The organism is Agrobacterium sp. S7/73, from assembly GCF_019355535.1.
Lineage (GTDB): Bacteria > Pseudomonadota > Alphaproteobacteria > Rhizobiales > Rhizobiaceae > Agrobacterium > Agrobacterium tumefaciens.
On sequence record NZ_CP072137.1, the window covers coordinates 1,181,666 to 1,197,770 of the forward strand.

18 protein-coding genes and 1 tRNA gene are annotated in these 16,105 nt (G+C 59.4%); 8 read left to right on the forward strand and 11 right to left on the reverse strand.

Annotated elements, in window-relative coordinates:
- Window position 1: 1 nt before the first annotated feature.
- The gene (locus tag J5276_RS20430) at window positions 2–787 is read left to right on the forward strand and encodes a phosphatase PAP2 family protein (RefSeq protein WP_112496781.1); all 786 of its coding nucleotides are present in this window, start codon (window positions 2–4) and stop codon (window positions 785–787) included.
- 140 nt (window positions 788–927) lie between these two features.
- Here J5276_RS20430 and J5276_RS20435 read toward each other — a convergent pair whose 3' ends face one another.
- From J5276_RS20435 to J5276_RS20475, 9 genes are all read right to left on the reverse strand, one after another.
- Window positions 928–1,212, reverse strand: a complete 285-nt coding sequence (locus tag J5276_RS20435) for a copper-binding protein (RefSeq protein WP_004431579.1) — start codon at window positions 1,210–1,212, stop codon at window positions 928–930.
- 24 nt (window positions 1,213–1,236) lie between these two features.
- Entirely contained in the window at window positions 1,237–1,713 is a 477-nt protein-coding gene (locus J5276_RS20440) for a plastocyanin/azurin family copper-binding protein (protein ID WP_174012187.1), read from the reverse strand.
- A gap of 41 nt (window positions 1,714–1,754) precedes the next feature.
- The gene (locus J5276_RS20445) at window positions 1,755–3,104 is read right to left on the reverse strand and encodes a multicopper oxidase family protein (RefSeq protein ID WP_174012189.1); all 1,350 of its coding nucleotides are present in this window, start codon (window positions 3,102–3,104) and stop codon (window positions 1,755–1,757) included.
- A gap of 14 nt (window positions 3,105–3,118) precedes the next feature.
- Window positions 3,119–4,582, reverse strand: coding sequence for a TolC family protein (locus tag J5276_RS20450; protein ID WP_065703365.1), 1,464 nt, complete (start codon window positions 4,580–4,582; stop codon window positions 3,119–3,121).
- Window positions 4,579–4,809 carry a hypothetical protein gene (locus tag J5276_RS20455; protein ID WP_112959637.1) on the reverse strand — a complete coding sequence of 77 codons (231 nt, stop codon included), beginning with the start codon at window positions 4,807–4,809 and terminating at the stop codon, window positions 4,579–4,581. Before J5276_RS20455 ends, J5276_RS20450 begins: the two co-directional genes overlap by 4 nt.
- Window positions 4,810–4,896: 87 nt before the next feature.
- Window positions 4,897–5,310 carry a hypothetical protein gene (locus tag J5276_RS20460; RefSeq protein WP_174012246.1) on the reverse strand — a complete coding sequence of 138 codons (414 nt, stop codon included), beginning with the start codon at window positions 5,308–5,310 and terminating at the stop codon, window positions 4,897–4,899.
- Between the two features lie 88 nt (window positions 5,311–5,398).
- Window positions 5,399–6,322 carry a hypothetical protein gene (locus J5276_RS20465; protein WP_174012191.1) on the reverse strand — a complete coding sequence of 308 codons (924 nt, stop codon included), beginning with the start codon at window positions 6,320–6,322 and terminating at the stop codon, window positions 5,399–5,401.
- A gap of 123 nt (window positions 6,323–6,445) precedes the next feature.
- A complete protein-coding gene (locus J5276_RS20470) occupies window positions 6,446–7,345 on the reverse strand; it encodes an AraC family transcriptional regulator (RefSeq protein ID WP_004431594.1) in 900 nt (299 codons plus the stop codon).
- Between the two features lie 105 nt (window positions 7,346–7,450).
- Complete coding sequence (locus tag J5276_RS20475; protein WP_004431596.1) at window positions 7,451–7,897, reverse strand: acetyltransferase; 447 nt, start codon at window positions 7,895–7,897, stop codon at window positions 7,451–7,453.
- A gap of 222 nt (window positions 7,898–8,119) precedes the next feature.
- On the opposite strand from J5276_RS20475, the gene bioB reads away from it, so the two are divergent.
- Genes bioB through J5276_RS20500 form a run of 5 tightly spaced genes read left to right on the forward strand, consistent with a single transcriptional unit; the run spans window position 8,120 to window position 13,212 of the window.
- Window positions 8,120–9,139: a biotin synthase BioB gene (gene bioB / locus J5276_RS20480; RefSeq protein ID WP_174012194.1), complete on the forward strand. Its 1,020-nt coding sequence runs from the start codon at window positions 8,120–8,122 to the stop codon at window positions 9,137–9,139.
- Window positions 9,136–10,278 carry an 8-amino-7-oxononanoate synthase gene (locus tag J5276_RS20485; RefSeq protein ID WP_111804743.1) on the forward strand — a complete coding sequence of 381 codons (1,143 nt, stop codon included), beginning with the start codon at window positions 9,136–9,138 and terminating at the stop codon, window positions 10,276–10,278. Before bioB ends, J5276_RS20485 begins: the two co-directional genes overlap by 4 nt.
- Entirely contained in the window at window positions 10,275–10,913 is a 639-nt protein-coding gene (gene bioD, locus J5276_RS20490) for a dethiobiotin synthase (protein ID WP_013762020.1), read from the forward strand. The genes J5276_RS20485 and bioD overlap by 4 nt, the downstream gene beginning before the upstream one ends.
- The gene (locus J5276_RS20495; protein WP_174012196.1) at window positions 10,910–12,223 is read left to right on the forward strand and encodes an adenosylmethionine--8-amino-7-oxononanoate transaminase; all 1,314 of its coding nucleotides are present in this window, start codon (window positions 10,910–10,912) and stop codon (window positions 12,221–12,223) included. Before bioD ends, J5276_RS20495 begins: the two co-directional genes overlap by 4 nt.
- Before the next feature lie 2 nt (window positions 12,224–12,225).
- Window positions 12,226–13,212 (forward strand): beta-ketoacyl-ACP synthase III, encoded by a 987-nt coding sequence (locus tag J5276_RS20500; RefSeq protein WP_174012198.1) that lies wholly within the window; start codon window positions 12,226–12,228, stop codon window positions 13,210–13,212.
- A 122-nt stretch (window positions 13,213–13,334) separates the two neighbouring features.
- On the opposite strand, the gene J5276_RS20505 is transcribed toward J5276_RS20500, so the two are convergent.
- Window positions 13,335–13,408, reverse strand: a tRNA-Gln gene (locus tag J5276_RS20505).
- A 123-nt stretch (window positions 13,409–13,531) separates the two neighbouring features.
- Window positions 13,532–13,969: an Lrp/AsnC family transcriptional regulator gene (locus J5276_RS20510; RefSeq protein WP_004431612.1), complete on the reverse strand. Its 438-nt coding sequence runs from the start codon at window positions 13,967–13,969 to the stop codon at window positions 13,532–13,534.
- Window positions 13,970–14,101: 132 nt separating this feature from the next.
- Here J5276_RS20510 and rocF point away from each other — a divergent pair, with 132 nt between their 5' ends.
- Both rocF and J5276_RS20520 read left to right on the forward strand, forming a co-directional pair.
- A complete protein-coding gene (gene rocF, locus J5276_RS20515) occupies window positions 14,102–15,022 on the forward strand; it encodes an arginase (protein WP_004431622.1) in 921 nt (306 codons plus the stop codon).
- A gap of 13 nt (window positions 15,023–15,035) precedes the next feature.
- Window positions 15,036–16,091 (forward strand): ornithine cyclodeaminase, encoded by a 1,056-nt coding sequence (locus tag J5276_RS20520; protein WP_174012200.1) that lies wholly within the window; start codon window positions 15,036–15,038, stop codon window positions 16,089–16,091.
- The last annotated feature ends 14 nt before the right edge of the window (window positions 16,092–16,105 follow it).

The following is a 16,105-nucleotide window of genomic DNA, read 5'->3' on the forward strand; positions in this document are numbered from 1 at the left end:
CATGCACCAGTATCTCTCCCATAAGACCGAACAGAAATGGCCAGGCCGGCCCGAAAAACCGAAGTTCCGCTTTGCCGTCATCCCCACGGCGCGCCAGACTTTCGCATGGGTTTCCCGCAGCCCATCTCTGCTCGCGCTTTCGACCACGCTTGCAATGATGGTCTTCTTCACTGTCAGGCCGGATATCGATCTTGACGCCAGTCGCTGGTTCTGGACAGATGGTTTTCGTCTTGGCGAGGATCAATTCCTGATTTCCGTCCGCGATCTGAACCGCGCACTTCCCGCCATTTTATTGTCCACGCTTGTCTGCCTGCTCCTTGCAACGCCATTTGTCTCCGGCGTGCGGCGTGCCATCCGCCCTCACAAACTGCTACTTGTTCTCACCTTTTATGCGCTTGGGCCGGGTGCGACCGTGCATGTGCTGAAAAACCTGTTCGGACGTGCCAGACCGCGGCATATCAGTGAATTCGGGGCGGATTTGTTTTTTACGCCCGTTCTTTCCCTCGATGGCAGCTGTTCGCGCAACTGCTCCTTTCCATCCGGCGAAAGCGCGTCCGCAATCGCCCTGCTGGCGTTCATCATCTTCCTGCCGGAAAAATTTCGCCTGAGCGCCACGGCGATCTTGATGCCGTTCATCGTGCTTTGCTCCCTAAACAGAGCAGCTATGGGCGCACATTTTCTCTCCGATGTCCTGATTGCATGGCCACTGATGCTCGCCGTGTTCCTCTCACTGCATCGGCTGTTCACGAAGCATGGGGACACAATCGACACTGTGCTTCTGCGCTAATTCATGGGAATACGGCATAGCGCCAAACAAAGGTCATGCCCTGAGCAATAAATTTGTGTCCGGGGTTCGTCCGCCGCCTGCTCAAATCGCACATGCCCGTGCCTGTGGTCTGGTACGGGCATGTGCGGACGGTGACTGCCTTATTTCACCTGCGCGACGACCAGCTTGCCATCCGCACGTTCGGCGATGAACTCGATGTTCGCGCCTTCCTTGAGCTTGGCGAGCAGGGCATCGTCCTTGACGCGGAACACCATCGTCATGGCGGGCATATCGAGGTTTTTCAGTTCCTCATGAATGATGGTGACTTTCTTGGCGGTAGCGTCGACCTTCTTCACCGTACCCTTGGTGAATTCCTGTGCGAATGCGCCAAAGGGGGCTGTCAGCAACAAAGCGGCTGCAAGGGTAATTTTAACGATCGTCTTCATGGTCAGATTCCTTTCTTCGATTGGTTACTTGGCCGAAACTTTGAGATCGCCGCGCATGCCGGCCTCGTAATGTCCGGGCTTCAGGCAGGCGAATTCGAACATGCCGTCATTGGTGAATTTCCAGATGATTTCGCCGCTTTCGCCCGGCGCAAGGCTGATTGCGTTCGGATTGTCGTGTTCCATCTCCGGGGCCTTTGCCATGGCGGCCTTGTGCTCCAGATTTGCGCTCTGTTCGTCGAGAATGAATTCATGGTCCAGCTCGCCGACATTCTTCACGGCAAAGCGAACGGTCTTGCCCTTCTTGAATTCGAACTTGGCGGGCGTGAACAGCATCTTGCCATCAGGCGCTTCCTTCATGGTGACCTGTATGGTCTGGGTTACCTTGGATTTGTCGCCGGGTTCGCCGATCGCCATCGCTTCATGGCCGCCGCCGTGGGTGCCCGATGCGAAGGCGGGTGTGGCAAGAGCGGTGAGAAGCAGTGCAAGTTTCAGTCTGGTCATCGAATTTTTCCTTGGTTCTGGTGGGGATATGGTCTGCACGATCAGCCGTGTTTCATCGGTTTCGGCGTGATCTGTGTTTTCGGATCATTGGTCTTTTCGGTATCCGGCACGTCGCCGGTCCATTCCCAGGCCTGGGTACCGGGCGGGTTTTGGTACCAGCCGGGATCTGAGTAATCGCCCGCGGAGATGCCTTCGCGGACCTTCACCACGGAGAACATGCCGCCCATTTCGATGGGGCCGTGCGGACCCCAGCCGGTCATCATGGGAACGGTGTTCCCAGGGATTTCCATCTCCATCACGCCCATATCGGCCATGCCGGCTGTACCCATCGGCATGTATTCCGGCCGCACCTTTCGGATCTTTTCGGTGACGGTCTTCTTGTCGACGCCGATGAAGGTCGGGACATCGTGTCCCATCGCATTCATCGTGTGGTGCGACTTGTGGCAATGGATCGCCCAGTCGCCGACATATTTGGCGTCGAATTCATAGGCCCGCATGGCGCCGACGGGGATATCGATGCTGACCTCCGGCCACCGGGCCTCGGGCCGCACCCAGCCGCCATCCGTGCACGTCACCTCGAAATCATAACCGTGCATGTGGATCGGGTGGTTGGTCATGGTCAGGTTTCCGACCCTGACACGCACCCGGTCGTCCTTGGAGACCACCAGCGGATCGATGCCCGGAAATACCCGGCTGTTCCATGACCACAGATTGAAGTCCGTCATGGTCATGATTTTCGGAACGTAGGAGCCGGGATTGATGTCGAAGGCGTTGATCAGGAACACAAAGTCGCGATCAACAGGCATGAAGGTCGGATCCTTTGGATGGACCACGAAAAAGCCCATCATGCCCATCGCCATCTGCACCATCTCGTCTGAATGCGGGTGGTACATGAAGGTGCCGGACTTCACGAGATCGAACTCGTAGACGAAGGTCTTACCAACGGGGATATGCGGTTGCGACAGGCCGCCGACACCGTCCATGCCTGATGGCAGGATCATGCCGTGCCAGTGGACCGTCGTATGTTCCGGCAGCTTGTTGGTCACGAAAATCCGCACCCGGTCGCCTTCTACGGCCTCGATGGTCGGGCCGGGTGACTGGCCGTTATAGCCCCAGAGGCGGGCCGTCATGCCCTCCGCCATCTCGCGTTCCACTGGCTCGGCGACAAGGTGGAATTCCTTGACGCCATTGTTCATCCGGAAGGGCAGGGTCCAGCCGTTGAGGGTGACGACCGGATTGTAATCGGGACCGGTAGTGGGCTTGACGGGGGCTTGCGTTACTGCCGTTTCCATCACGGCTGCTTCCGGCAGGCTGCTATTCGATGTCTTTGCCCAGGCCGCCGTGGAGACCATTGCGGCGCCGACGCCCAGAAAGTTTCTTCTATTGAACATGGTCGTTTCCTTTCTCAGTGTCCGCCACCGCTGCCGCCACCAGTGGCGGCAACTTCGGTCTCCGCGCCTGCCGTACCCGCGCCACCGCCGTAGATGGCGGGCGCAAGGCTGGCTTCCGCGAGCCAGAAGTCACGTTTGGCATTGATGGCGAGCAGGTTCGAATTGACCTTTTCGCGGCTGTCGGCGAGCAGTTCGAAGGTGTTGGTGAGCATGCCGTTATAGGTCAGCAGCGACTCCTCCTCGATCTTGGTCCGCAGCGGCACCACGCTGTTGCGATAGTGCCGGGCGATGTCGTAGTTCGAGCGATAGGCCTGATAGGCGGAGCGGGCTTCGGAGCGGATATTGACCGCTTTTTCGGCCAGCAGGTTTGCTGCGCGCATATAGGCGAGTTCGGATTCCCGCATTCTTGCCCGACCGGAATCGAAGATCGGAATGACGAATTCCAGCTCGGCATTGCCGGTCGTCTGTTTGTGTTTTTCGCCGTCTTCAAGTTCGCGTTCGGTCTCGAAGCCGGAACGAAGTTCTAGATCGGTAACGTATCGGGTGGCTTCTGTGAGTTTGAACGACCGGGCGGTCGATTCCAGATCGAGCTTCGCCATCTGCAAATCCACCCGGCGCTGCAGCGCCTCAGCCTCGATCATCTCACGTTTGGCCAGATCCTTTGGAAGCTGGGGCAGGCGGTTGGGGATGGAGTAGTCTATGTCCGCGCCCCACAGGCCCATCAGCCTTGTCAGTTCCTCCTTCGCAAGCCGGGCTTCAAGCCGCGCCTTGGCGATCTGGCCGGTCAGTTCGGCATAGAAGACCTGCTCGCGAGCCTGGCCTTCCTTGTTCAGCGAGCCTGCTTCGCCAAGCCTCCTCGCAAGTTCCGAGGCGGCATCCGCGGCTGTCTGGGCCTGAGCCAGCTGGCCGACATTTTCCCAGGCAGCAACCGCCGTGATCCAGGCGCGGCGGGTATCTGCCGCCAATTGCAACGTCTTCAGCGCGGCTGCGAGCTGCGCCTTTCGGAAGCCGGTATCGGCAATCTCGACATTCTGTTTGAGCGTGGCCAGTGCCAGAATATTGGTGACGATCACACCCTCGATCGCCTTGTAGGCCCGGAGCCCCGGAGTGCCGATCCCCGTCAATCCGATGCCGACCCTCGGATTGACCAGCATGGTCGATTGCCAGGCGGTTGCGGCCGATTCACCCAGATCGGCATAGGCCGCCTGAAGGCCCTTGTTGTTGAGGAGCGCGACCTGAACTGCCGTCTCGACATCGATTGTTTTCGCTGACATCAGCGATTTGACGCGGGTTGCGGTTGCCTGCGCCTCGGCCCGGTTCTGTATCCAGACAGTCTGCTTTCCTGTCGCCTCGGTCGCCCTGGCCGAAACGGTGGTGAAGCCTGCGTTCTTCGAGGTGTAGTCGGCGGCCGTGACGCAGCCGCCAAGAACGAGCGGGACGGAAAGGACGGCCGTGAGTTTGATCACGCGTAGCGTCATGATGCGTCTCCTTTCGGAGCCTGCGCATCGTTCTGGTTTCGCCAGGGCTTCGGGTCCACCGGAGCACGGTGCGAGTAACCTGTGACCGGTGTCTGATAACGCAGAGGGGTGACGCCGAGCGACGGGTTTGTCGCGTCTTCATACGAGGCGGCCTCGTTCATCGAGGATGTGGCTGTGCAGCCGCCCAGCAAAAGGGGCGCTGCAACCACGATGTAGATAGGGTTCATGGTAATTTCCGAACAGGAGATGCAACGGCGCGACGGCGCTAAAGCCGTTCACGCACGATCATTGCCCGAGAGGCGGGCTTTGCCTGTTCAGATATTCGGTGGACGGTGAAGCAGCGGGATCTGGCCCACGGTCTTGCTGTCGTCAAGGAAGGAACGGATGGAATTGACGACTGGTCCGCCAAGGGCGTCATGCGCAATCAGCACCGCCATGCCGAGACAGAAATCGTTGCAGCATTCCTGCTTCACGGGCTTTTTGACGCCGCTGTCGTGGTCTGCCGTATCCATATTATGGTGGTCGCTGGACATCATGGCCGAACCGCCATGGTCCATCATCGCGCGGTGATCCATCATCATGGCGGATTGGGTGGTCTGCATTTCCGCGGTATCGGGACCATGCATTGCGGCATTGACGGTGAAAACGCTGTATCCCGCCAGTGACAATATCATCACCAGTCGAAACAGCAGTGCCGTCAATTTCGATGTTCGCAACATCCCACGCATGCCCTGTAGAAGAGCCGCAGTCCTGAAGTTTGTCAATGGATATCGCTCATAACCATCAATAAATAGCACGTCTGCCGGTTCTTAAACCTCACACTGTCTCCATAAAGGCATCGTCGAGAATGAGGAGTTTACGCGCCTGCATGCGGGCATATTCCTCGTAAAAGCCCTGGGAGATCCAGAGAGCGGAACGCCCCTTCCGTCCGCTCCAGCCGATGCCGCCGATCAGTTCGGCCGCGCCAAGCTTGCGCCTGACATGGATTCGGGAAAGGGAGAGCGATGCCGCCAGTTGCGATGCTGTTTTCACATCCGTCAGGTGTCTGCCCTGTTCTGTCGGCTTTTCCCAGTCGATCCCGGCGATCAGGCGGTCCATCAGCAGCCCGCCCGCGTCGAACCAGTTGAAGATGATGGACAGCGGGCCCGGGCAACGTACCTCCGGATTGGAAAGCAGCGCCTGCGCCACGCGGGGATGGATGTGTGCGAGCATGGTTTCGGACCGCTCGATGAACCGAGAGGCCCTGAACCCCTCATCGATGAGGTCCAGCGCCTGAAAATGCACGTCGTACCATTGGGCAAGCATCGCCAGGGTGGACGGTGAAGGCACCACGCCATCGGCCGGCTTTTCGCCGGCTTGGTGCGCCGGTCTCGTCAGGCCGCGTTTCAGCGCCTCTTTGAAGAAGGCATAGGCGACATCATGGCTTGCAAGGCCGTGTTGGAGCGCGAGTTGGCCGAAATCTTCCCGCGTCAGGGCGGGTTCGTCCGTTCTGGTCTTGCGCTTTTGAAAATAGAGCGCCAACAGCGCGTGGCAAAGAAGCCGGCTCTGGCGCGTGGCGAAAAGCGCGGTCATGTCGGGTGAACCTTCGTAGAGGGTGATGAAACTTCCCGCCAGCAGCCGTAGTGCTGCCGCGAAAGCACCCGTTTGAAGCAACCGGTCGATTTCGCTGGGTGGTAGCCTGCGGCCAACGGTAGAGGCGTCCGGCAACCCGGAGATCGCGAAATCGAAAAAATTGGTCATGGGCAGCGCTCCTCGAATTGCCGGCACCACCCTCCTTGCGGAGTGTAATGAGGATTGGATGATCCATCGGCCTTACAGGGGTCGGGATGAGGCGTCTTCTCATTGCGCGCAGAGGTGACACTTTTAGGCCGTCGGCATGCCCGTGGCGCGGGCTTCGCCGGGCGTCATGCCATAGGTGCCGCTGAACACCCGGTAAAAGGTTGGAAGACTGTCGAAGCCGCAGCCATACGCGACCTGCGTGATTGGCAAGGCGGGAGATTCCAGCAGCAGGCGTCGCGCTTCCTCGATCCGCATGGAGGCGAGCGTGCGGGAAAAAGACAGCTCCGCGCCTTCGAAAACGACGTGCAGTTGCCGAAGCGAAATGCCCAGTTCCTTTGCCACTGCGGCAGGCGTGAGGTTCTGCCAGGACTTTTTGCGCATCATGATGTCCTGGGCCGCATAACAAAGCCCGGTGCGGAGTGCGGCGCGCACTTCCGGCATTGCAGGCGAAAGCCGTCCACGCGCCGTCATGGCTAATCGGGCGATATGCGTCACATCGCGCACGGGATCGATGAGCCTGCCGCGTTCGGCGTTCAGCGCGTTGAAGAGCGCCCGGAACGGCCGGGAGAAGGCGGTATTGTCGGCGTAACGCGTGGCAAACAGGTCATCAGCCGGTCGGCCAAGCATGACTTCGTCGTCGACAGGGATCTTGAGCATCTTGTAGTGAAAATCCGCCTCACCGCCGGGTATCGCGTCATAGGGCAAGTCCGAATAGTTGATGGTGAAATCACCGCCGCTGACGGCATGGATCCTGTCTCGACCGGCATGCAGCAACCCCGAACCCTTCACCTGCAAGCCAATGCAGAGGCTGTCGCCGGCAATGCGGGCAATATCGGCTTCCGTGCGGTTGACCCGGTATGAGGAAGCGCGCATTTCGCTTACGACGGCGCCTGCGACAGAGCGCGCCTGAAAAGACCCGCTGAAGGCCCGGCGGCGATCCGGCGCAAGCTCGATCGTTACGCCAAACAGGCTTTTGCCGCGCACTTCGCGCCATTGGTCGAAGCGGTGCTCGGGCCGAAAATCCTCGGTTGCGAAACGGATGATGGTGTTCGTGGCTTGCTCCCCCCAGATGAGCCATGTCCCCGCGGCTTATTGTTCGGTTGCGCGAAACCCAAGATGGACGAGCGGATAGGGCCGTCCCTGCCCGTCGAGGTCGGAGCGTCCCGTCGGCTTGAACCCGAGCCGGCGATAAAAGCCCATGGCCTGCGTATTCTGTTCGTTGACATCGGTTGTCAGCGCGGGGTGTGCGGTAAGCGCTGCCTGCACGAGCGCCTTGCCGATGCCTCTGCCGTGATAATCCGGATCGATGAAAAGCGCTTCCATGTGCCCTTCATGCAGAAACATGAACCCGAGAGGCTTATCCGACGCATCGACGGCTAGCATCAAAGCGGCCTCGGGAAGAAAAGCCGTCACTTCTTCCTCGATTGCGGCGCGATCCGCTCTGTGAAGAAAATCATGGGTAGCGTCTACGGCCTTACGCCATATTTCAAGGATGCGGGCCGTGTCGCGAGCGTTGGCGGGACGAAATGTGATCATCCCTCACCTTTAGCAATTGCGGCGTTTTTGCGCCATGGGTCTTTTCGCAAGGCGTTTTCCCATTCGCTAAATCCCCGCAGCCAAACGCCGCAGTCTTATCCCGCATATTTCTTCGATCTCCGGTGCCTGACGTTTTTCTCGAAAAAAGTCCTTGCAAAAGGGTCCGATAAAAAAATAGATAAAAATAAGTTCTATCTATTTATTTGAAGGGAAAATCGCCGGATGAATCAGATTATCACAGAAATTGAACAAAATCAGGCGCAGATTCCCTCAATCAAAGCGGATTCTTCACTCGAAGAAGCAAAAATTATCTATAATTTACCATTTAATGACCTCCTGTTCCGGGCACAGCAGGTGCATCGTCGCCATTTCGATGCCAACGCCATCCTGATGAGCCGGCTTTTATCGATCAAGACCGGCGGCTGCCCGGAGGATTGTGGTTATTGCAGCCAGTCCGCCCGCAATCCAACAGGTCTGAAGGCTTCCAAACTCATGGAGGTGGAGCGAGTACTGGCAGAGGCGCGCAAGGCGAAAGAGGGCGGGGCGACGCGCTATTGCATGGGGGCGGCGTGGCGCAACCCTAAGGAGCGCGACATGGAGGCGGTGGTTGCCATGGTCGAAGGCGTCAAGGCGCTCGGCATGGAAACCTGCATGACGCTCGGCATGCTGACGCCGGAACAATCCGAACGTCTCGCTCACGCCGGGCTAGATTACTACAATCACAATGTCGATACGTCGGAGCGGTTCTATTCGGAGATCATAACCACCCGCACCTTCGAAGATCGGCTGGAAACGCTTGCCAATGTTCGTGATGCCGGCATGAAGGTCTGCGCCGGCGGCATTCTCGGCATGGGAGAAACGGTCGAGGACCGTATTTCCATGCTGGTAACCCTTGCCAATCTGCCGGTTCCGCCGGAAAGCGTGCCGATCAACATGCTGATCCCGATCCCCGGCTCGAAGCTTGCCAAGGCCGACCCGGTTGATCCGATCGACTTCGTCCGCACCATTGCGCTTGCGCGCATCCTCATGCCCCGTTCGCATGTGAGGCTTTCTGCCGGACGTACCGAAATGAGTGATGAGACGCAGGCGCTCTGTTTTCTGGCCGGGGCGAATTCCATCTTCGTCGGCGAGACGCTGCTGACGGCGGATAATCCGGGGGAAGATCACGATACGGCGCTGTTCCGGCGGCTGGGCCTGAAGCCGATGGCGTTGCAAACGGCGGAAGCGGGAGAGACCCGGTGAATTCGTCGGCGCTCTCCGCCTATGAGCTGAAGCTTGCCGGTCTGCACCGCAAGTCGCGCCTGCGCGCGCTAGCGCCCCGGCAGGGTATCGACTTCACCTCCAACGACTATCTCGGGCTTGCCGATGCACCCCGGCTGAAGGCGGCGATCACTGACGCAATCGAGAGGGGCGTACCTGTGGGTGCAGGTGGTTCGCGGCTGCTTCGTGGCAACCATCCCGAACATGAGGCGCTTGAAACGGAGGCGGCGGTATTTTTCGGCGCTGAGAGGGCGATCTATTTCGGTAGCGGATTTGCCGCCAATGTCGCACTTTTTTCCGCACTGCCGCTGCGGGACGACCTCGTTCTCTACGATGCGCTGATCCATGCCAGCGTGCATGACGGCATTGCCGCCGGCAAGGCGAAGGCGGTCGCTGTGCCGCATAATCAGGTTGAGGCATTCGAACGGGAAATAAACCGATGGCGGCAGGCGGGCGGCAAAGGTCGCCCGTGGATCGCGGTGGAGAGCCTCTATTCCATGGATGGTGACCGGGCGCCGGTTGTGGCCCTTGCCGACCTCGCCGGGCGACATGGCGGCTTTCTCGTCGTCGATGAGGCGCATGCCACCGGCGTTTTCGGGCCGGGCGGGCGCGGCCTGGCCGCTGAACTGGAAGGTCGGGGTAATGTCGTGGCGCTGCACACCTGCGGCAAGGCGCTTGGTCTTTCCGGCGCGCTTATCAGTCTGCCTGCGGTTCTTGCCGATTACCTCACCAACCGCGCCCGCGGTTTCATCTATTCGACCGCGCCGTCACCGCTGATGGCGGCGGCTGTGCGGGAGGCCTTGCGGATCGTCGCCGACGAGCCCTGGCGGCGCATCCGTCTGGAAGAACTGATAAATTTGGCCAGCGAACAATTACGATCCCGGCTGGGCGTGACGCCCGGCGGCTCGCAGATATTGCCGGTGATGATTGGTGACAATGCGCGTGCACTGAAGATCGCCACGCGTATGCGGGACGGCGGTTTCGACGTGCGCGCTATCCGCCCGCCAACGGTGCCGGAAGGCACGGCACGCCTGCGCATATCCATTACGCTCAATGTCGAGGAAAGCCAGATCGCCGATATGGTCGGGCTGCTCGCCCTCGCCATGGAGGAGGAACGATGAGCCTTCGTTTCATCGTCTCGGGCACCGATACGGGTATCGGTAAGACGGTTTTTTCTGCGGCGCTTACTCACGCATTGCAAGCCCATTACTGGAAGCCGGTGCAATCCGGGCTCGAGGAAGAGACCGACAGCGAGGTGGTGGAGCGGATGGGTGGCGTGCCGCGCGCGCGCATCCTGCCGGAGGCCTATCGCCTGAAAATGCCGGCCTCACCGCATCTTTCGGCCCGCTTCGACAATGTCACGATCGAGCCCGAGCTTTTGCTGCCGCCGGAAACGGATGGGCCGCTGGTGATCGAAGGGGCGGGCGGTCTGCTGGTGCCGCTGACCGACACATTGCTGTTTGTCGATATTTTCGCCCGCTGGCGAATTCCGCTGATCCTGTGCGCCAGAACCTCACTCGGCACCATCAACCACACGCTGCTGTCGCTCGAGGCGCTGCGGCTGAGAGCCATTCCGGTGCACGGCGTGGTCTTCATCGGTGATGAGAACCGGGAAAATCAGCGCATTATCGCCGATATCGGCCGAGTTCGCTCGCTTGGCCGCTTGCCTCGCATACCGGAGATGACTGCCGAGGCGCTGCACCATGCATTCGCTCAACAATTCGATCTCGCTGATTTCCTGGAGGTGCCGGCATGAGTCGTTCCCGCGTCTGGCATCCTTTTACCCAGCACGGGCTGGAACCGCCGATGAAACGCATCGTCTCGGCGGAGGGCGCCTATCTGGTCGATGAGGATGGCCAGCGGTTGTTCGATGCAATTTCATCCTGGTGGGTCATCACTCACGGCCACCGGCACTCGGCAATCATGTGCGCCATCCGCGCAGCGACCGAGACCTTCGACCAGATCATTTTCGCCGAGTTTTCGCACGAGCCGGCCGAAACGCTGGCCAAAGGGCTGATCGAACTCGCGCCTGCCGGCTTGGAACATGTGTTTTATTCCGATAGCGGTTCGACCTCGGTGGAAGTGGCGCTGAAAATGGCGCTCGGTTATTTTCACAATTGCGGTGAAAAGCGAGATCGCATCGTGGTCATGGAGCACGGCTACCACGGTGATACGATCGGCGCCATGTCGACGGGCGAACGCGGCGTGTTCAATGCTGCGTATGAACCACTGCTATTCGGCGTCGACCGGCTTGCTTTTCCGGAAGCGGATTGTGAGCAGGAGACGCTCGACATGTTCGAAAGCTTTTGTCGTTCGGGCCGAGTCGCCGCCTTGCTGATCGAGCCGCTTGTTCTAGGTGCCGGTGGCATGAAGATTTACCGTGCGGACGTTCTCGCCGGACTGAAACAAATTGCCGAACGCTACGGTTGCCTTGTAATCGCCGACGAGGTGATGACGGGCTGGGGCCGGACAGGAACCATGTTCGCCTGCGAGCAGGCGGGAGTTTCACCGGATATTCTGTGCACCTCCAAGGGGCTGACCGGTGGCTCCCTGCCGTTGGCAGCGACCTTGTGCAGTGGCGAAATCTTCGACGCGCACTTCTCGACCGATCGCCGCAAGACCTTTTTCCATTCGAGTTCCTACACCGCCAATCCGATTGCCTGCGCTGCCGCTGTCGCCAATCTGCAGGTTTGGCGCGATGAGCCAGTGGTACAGCGCATCGGCCAACTGCAAGAAGTGCTGCGCGACAATCTCGGGCGATTTGCGGATGACAGGCGCTTCACCAGCATACGCCAGATTGGAACCATCGCAGCGCTTGACCTCGTCGTGCCCTCCGGCGGTTATCTCGCGGAGGCGGGGCCACGCATGCGGCAATTGTTCCGCGAGCGCGGGCTCATCATCCGCCCGCTCGGCAATGTGCTCTATCTGATGCCGCCCTATTGTTCGACGGCGCAAGACCTCACCCGTGCCTTTGACGCCATGGACGAAGTGGCCTCGATCGTGACTGAAGCCGCTCCGGGAGAACCCGGCGCGGCCGCGATCAAAAACCGTCTCCGAAAGGCCTGACAATGCAGACCCGTTCTTCCCGCATGGCTGGCTTCGGGCATGCCGTGCCAGTGCGATGTGTCCGCAACGCGGAGATTGAGACGCGTCTTGGGCTGGAGGCTGGCTGGATAGAGCGTCGGACGGGGATCCGCACACGTTATTGGGCGCAAGAGGGCGAGACGCTAAGCGGCCTTGCCGAAAAAGCCGGCCGCATGGCACTGGAAAACGCGAAAATTGGCGCCGAGGATATCGCACTGACATTGCTTGCGACCTCCACACCAGACCATCTTTTACCGCCTTCGGCCCCGCTGCTTGCGCACCTGTTGGGCCTCACACAATCCGGGGCGATCGATCTTGCCGGGGCCTGTTCCGGTTTTCTCTATGCGCTCACTCTTGCGGATGGTTTTGTCCGCACCCACGGCCGCGCGGTGCTGGTTGTTGCCGCCAATATCTTAAGCCGTCGTATCAATCCGGCGGAAAGGGCAACTGCAGTTCTGTTCGCCGATGCTGCCGGCGCCGTCGTGCTTGTCCCCTGCCGGGATGCGCAGCGCGGCCTTTTGTCTGCCGATCTCGTTTCGGATGGGAGCGGTTACGACCTGATCCAGATCGCGGCGGGCGGCAGCAGCCAGCCTTTTTCCAATGATACAGAGGCTGAAGATACCCTGATGACGATGCGGGACGGCCGCGAAGTCTTTTCCCGTGCCGTCGCAACAATGACGCAGACCTCACAGCGCGCTCTGCAACGCGCAGAAATGACGGCCACCGATATCCATCGATTCGTGCCGCATCAGGCCAATGCCCGCATGTTCGATGCCGTCTGCGGCAATATCGGCATCGACCGGCAAAAGACGGTACGTACAGTCGAAACCTTCGGCAACTCTTCTGCCGCCACTATTCCGCTTTCGCTTTCCGTTTCCAATGCTGAGCGGCCCATCACGGAGGGTGAAACGCTGTTATTGACGGCGGCAGGGGCGGGGATGACTGGGGGGGCGGTGGTGTATCGAGGCTAGGCCAGCTGGATACGGAAATGTCTGATTCGGATCGAGCCGCGCGTACAACGTTGGCAGATATAGGCAGAGCGCGGTGATGCAGCTCAAGTGCTCGAAACAGTTTGATTTTGTTTGGAGAAATTTGGCTGGGGAACCTGGACTCGAACCAAGATTAACGGAGTCAGAGTCCGTCGTTCTACCATTGAACTATTCCCCAAAAGCCCGAAGCGGGTTACCGCGTTCGCTTTGGTGGGTCGTCATATAGATGATTTCTTGCGAGGCGCAAGTCGAAAAAATCGAAAAATGCGTTTTCGTCGCTCTTTTGCGTCTGTCTCCTGCGTCAGAGCCGCGCACGGGTGGAGCGTGGGGTGGAGAGCAGAAGGCTGGTCTCGCTGCCGGTAATGCCAGGGACAAGGCGGATACGGCGGAGCACCGCGTCGAAATCGCTGAGAGTGGCGGCGTTAAGTTCTACGATCAGGTCCCAGCGACCGTTCGTGCTGTGAATTTCGGATATTTCCGGGAAACCGCCGAGCGTGCGGATGACGCGGTCCGTCACATGGCCTTCAATCTCGATCATCATGATGCCGCGGATCGCCGCCTCCACCGCATCGGCACGCAGGATGACGGTGTAACCGATGATAGTGCCGTCATTTTCCATTTTTTCGATGCGTGAGCGTACCGTTGCGCGCGAGGTTTCCGTCTCGATCGCCAGATCGGAAATGCTGCGTCTGCCGTTATGCCTCAAAAGGGTCACGAGCCGTTCGTCGAGATCATCCATTGGTAGCCATTCTGATAAATAGATTTGACCAAATCGATAGCCTATTTCGATAATATTGCCAATATTTGATGTTCATTCCGCCATGTCTGTGTGGTTTAGTGAGGTTATCGGTTGATAAAAGCGAGGGCTCAAATGGATATCAGGCTGATCGGTGCGCCGTTGCAAATCGGAGCCGGGCAATTGGGGTGTGAGATGGGGCCGAGTGCGTATCGCATCGCCGGTCTCACGCGGGCGCTCGAAGATTTGGGCCATCGGGTGGTGGATACCGGCAATGTGACGCCGGCGCCGCTGAGGGAGTTTAGCCACCCCAATCCGGCGGTGCATCATCTCGCTGAGACGGTGGCCTGGACCGAGGCGCTGACGGAGGCCGCCTATCGCGAAAGTGCTGCCGCCGTTCCGATCTTTCTTGGCGGCGACCACGCAATTTCCGCGGGAACCGTCGCCGGCATGGCGCGGCGGGTGGCGCAGAGTGGCCGGCCGTTTTTCGTGCTCTGGCTCGATGCCCATACCGATTACCACACGCTTGAAACGACGCGCAGCGGCAACCTGCATGGCACGCCGGTCGCCTATTTCAGTGGTCGCGACGGATTTTCGGGTTACTTTCCGCCGCTCTCGCATGCGGTTCCTGAGGAAAATATCGGCATGATCGGCATCCGCAGCGTCGATCCAGCCGAGAGAGCCGCACTGGAAGACAGCGGCATCACCGTTCACGACATGCGCTCGATAGACGAGCATGGTGTCGCGGTTCTGCTGCGCGCGTTCCTTGCGCGGGTGCAGGCGGCAAACGGCCTGTTGCATGTCAGTCTCGATGTCGATTTCCTCGAACCGTCGATCGCGCCTGCGGTCGGCACCACGGTTCCGGGTGGGGCGACGTTCCGTGAGGCGCATCTGGTGATGGAGATGCTGCATGATAGCGGGCTTGTGTGCAGTCTTGATCTCGTGGAGCTTAACCCGTTTCTCGATGAGCGCGGCAGGACGGCGACGCTGATGGTCGATCTGGCTGCCAGCCTGATGGGCAAGCGGGTTATGGACCGCCCGACACGGGCCGGCTGAGGGGGATGATGCAATGACGATTATACCGAACCTTAATATCGTACCTTTCGTCAGCGTCGATCATATGATGAAACTCGTTCTGCGCGTGGGGATCGATACGTTTCTGCGCGAGCTTGCCGACGTGGTTGAAGAGGATTTCCGTCGCTGGGAAAGTTTCGACAAGACGCCGCGCATCGCATCGCATTCCCAAGAGGGCGTCATCGAGCTGATGCCGACCAGTGATGGAACGTTGTATGGCTTCAAATATGTGAACGGCCATCCGAAAAACATGAAGGAGGGCCGCCAGACGGTGACCGCCTTTGGGGTGCTTTCCGATGTCGGCAACGGCTATCCGCTGCTATTGACCGAAATGACCATTCTGACGGCGCTGCGCACCGCTGCTACTTCGGCTGTCGCTGCAAAACACCTTGCCCGCAAAAATGCCCGCTCGATGGCCATCATCGGCAATGGCGCACAGAGCGAGTTCCAGGCGCGGGCCTTCAAGGCCATTCTCGGCATCGACACGGTGCGGCTTTTCGATATCGACCGGACCGCCAGTGAAAAATGCGCCCGCAATCTTGCCGGGCAGGGCTTTACCATCGAAATTTGCGATAGTGCGCAGAGCGCAGTGGAGGGTGCAGATATCATCACCACCGTCACGGCTGACAAGCAATATGCGACAATCCTGACCGACAACATGGTTGGTCCCGGCATTCACATCAATGCCGTCGGCGGCGATTGTCCCGGCAAGACGGAACTGCACCGGGACATTCTGCTGCGGTCGGACATTTTTGTCGAATACCCGCCGCAGACCCGCATCGAAGGTGAAATCCAGCAATTGCCAGCGGACTACCCTGTCACAGAACTATGGCAGGTCATTGCCGGTCAAAAGCAGGGACGGGTAAACGACAGGCAGATCACGCTGTTCGACAGCGTCGGTTTCGCGACCGAGGATTTTTCGGCGCTGCGTTATGTGCGCTCGAAACTGGCCGCCACCGGGCTTTACACGGAGCTGGATTTGCTGGCCGATCCGGATGAGCCGCGCGACCTGTTTGGAATGCTGCTGCGTTGCGAGGCGGCTCTCGCCTGAGAGGACGTTCAACG

What these genes read in the sequence shown, in the direction of transcription:
- J5276_RS20450 (WP_065703365.1), bottom strand. Translation starts at nt 4,582, where the DNA reads ATGACGCTACGCGTGATCAAACTCACGGCCGTCCTTTCCGTCCCGCTC.
- J5276_RS20460 (WP_174012246.1), bottom strand. Translation starts at nt 5,310, where the DNA reads ATGCGTGGGATGTTGCGAACATCGAAATTGACGGCACTGCTGTTTCGA.
- J5276_RS20510 (WP_004431612.1), bottom strand. Translation starts at nt 13,969, where the DNA reads ATGGATGATCTCGACGAACGGCTCGTGACCCTTTTGAGGCATAACGGC.
- bioB (WP_174012194.1), top strand. Translation starts at nt 8,120, where the DNA reads ATGAATCAGATTATCACAGAAATTGAACAAAATCAGGCGCAGATTCCC.
- J5276_RS20435 (WP_004431579.1), bottom strand. Translation starts at nt 1,212, where the DNA reads ATGAAGACGATCGTTAAAATTACCCTTGCAGCCGCTTTGTTGCTGACA.
- J5276_RS20440 (WP_174012187.1), bottom strand. Translation starts at nt 1,713, where the DNA reads ATGACCAGACTGAAACTTGCACTGCTTCTCACCGCTCTTGCCACACCC.
- J5276_RS20465 (WP_174012191.1), bottom strand. Translation starts at nt 6,322, where the DNA reads ATGACCAATTTTTTCGATTTCGCGATCTCCGGGTTGCCGGACGCCTCT.
- J5276_RS20430 (WP_112496781.1), top strand. Translation starts at nt 2, where the DNA reads ATGCACCAGTATCTCTCCCATAAGACCGAACAGAAATGGCCAGGCCGG.
- rocF (WP_004431622.1), top strand. Translation starts at nt 14,102, where the DNA reads ATGGATATCAGGCTGATCGGTGCGCCGTTGCAAATCGGAGCCGGGCAA.
- J5276_RS20495 (WP_174012196.1), top strand. Translation starts at nt 10,910, where the DNA reads ATGAGTCGTTCCCGCGTCTGGCATCCTTTTACCCAGCACGGGCTGGAA.
- bioD (WP_013762020.1), top strand. Translation starts at nt 10,275, where the DNA reads ATGAGCCTTCGTTTCATCGTCTCGGGCACCGATACGGGTATCGGTAAG.
- J5276_RS20445 (WP_174012189.1), bottom strand. Translation starts at nt 3,104, where the DNA reads ATGTTCAATAGAAGAAACTTTCTGGGCGTCGGCGCCGCAATGGTCTCC.
- J5276_RS20475 (WP_004431596.1), bottom strand. Translation starts at nt 7,897, where the DNA reads ATGATCACATTTCGTCCCGCCAACGCTCGCGACACGGCCCGCATCCTT.
- J5276_RS20500 (WP_174012198.1), top strand. Translation starts at nt 12,226, where the DNA reads ATGCAGACCCGTTCTTCCCGCATGGCTGGCTTCGGGCATGCCGTGCCA.
- J5276_RS20455 (WP_112959637.1), bottom strand. Translation starts at nt 4,809, where the DNA reads ATGAACCCTATCTACATCGTGGTTGCAGCGCCCCTTTTGCTGGGCGGC.
- J5276_RS20520 (WP_174012200.1), top strand. Translation starts at nt 15,036, where the DNA reads ATGACGATTATACCGAACCTTAATATCGTACCTTTCGTCAGCGTCGAT.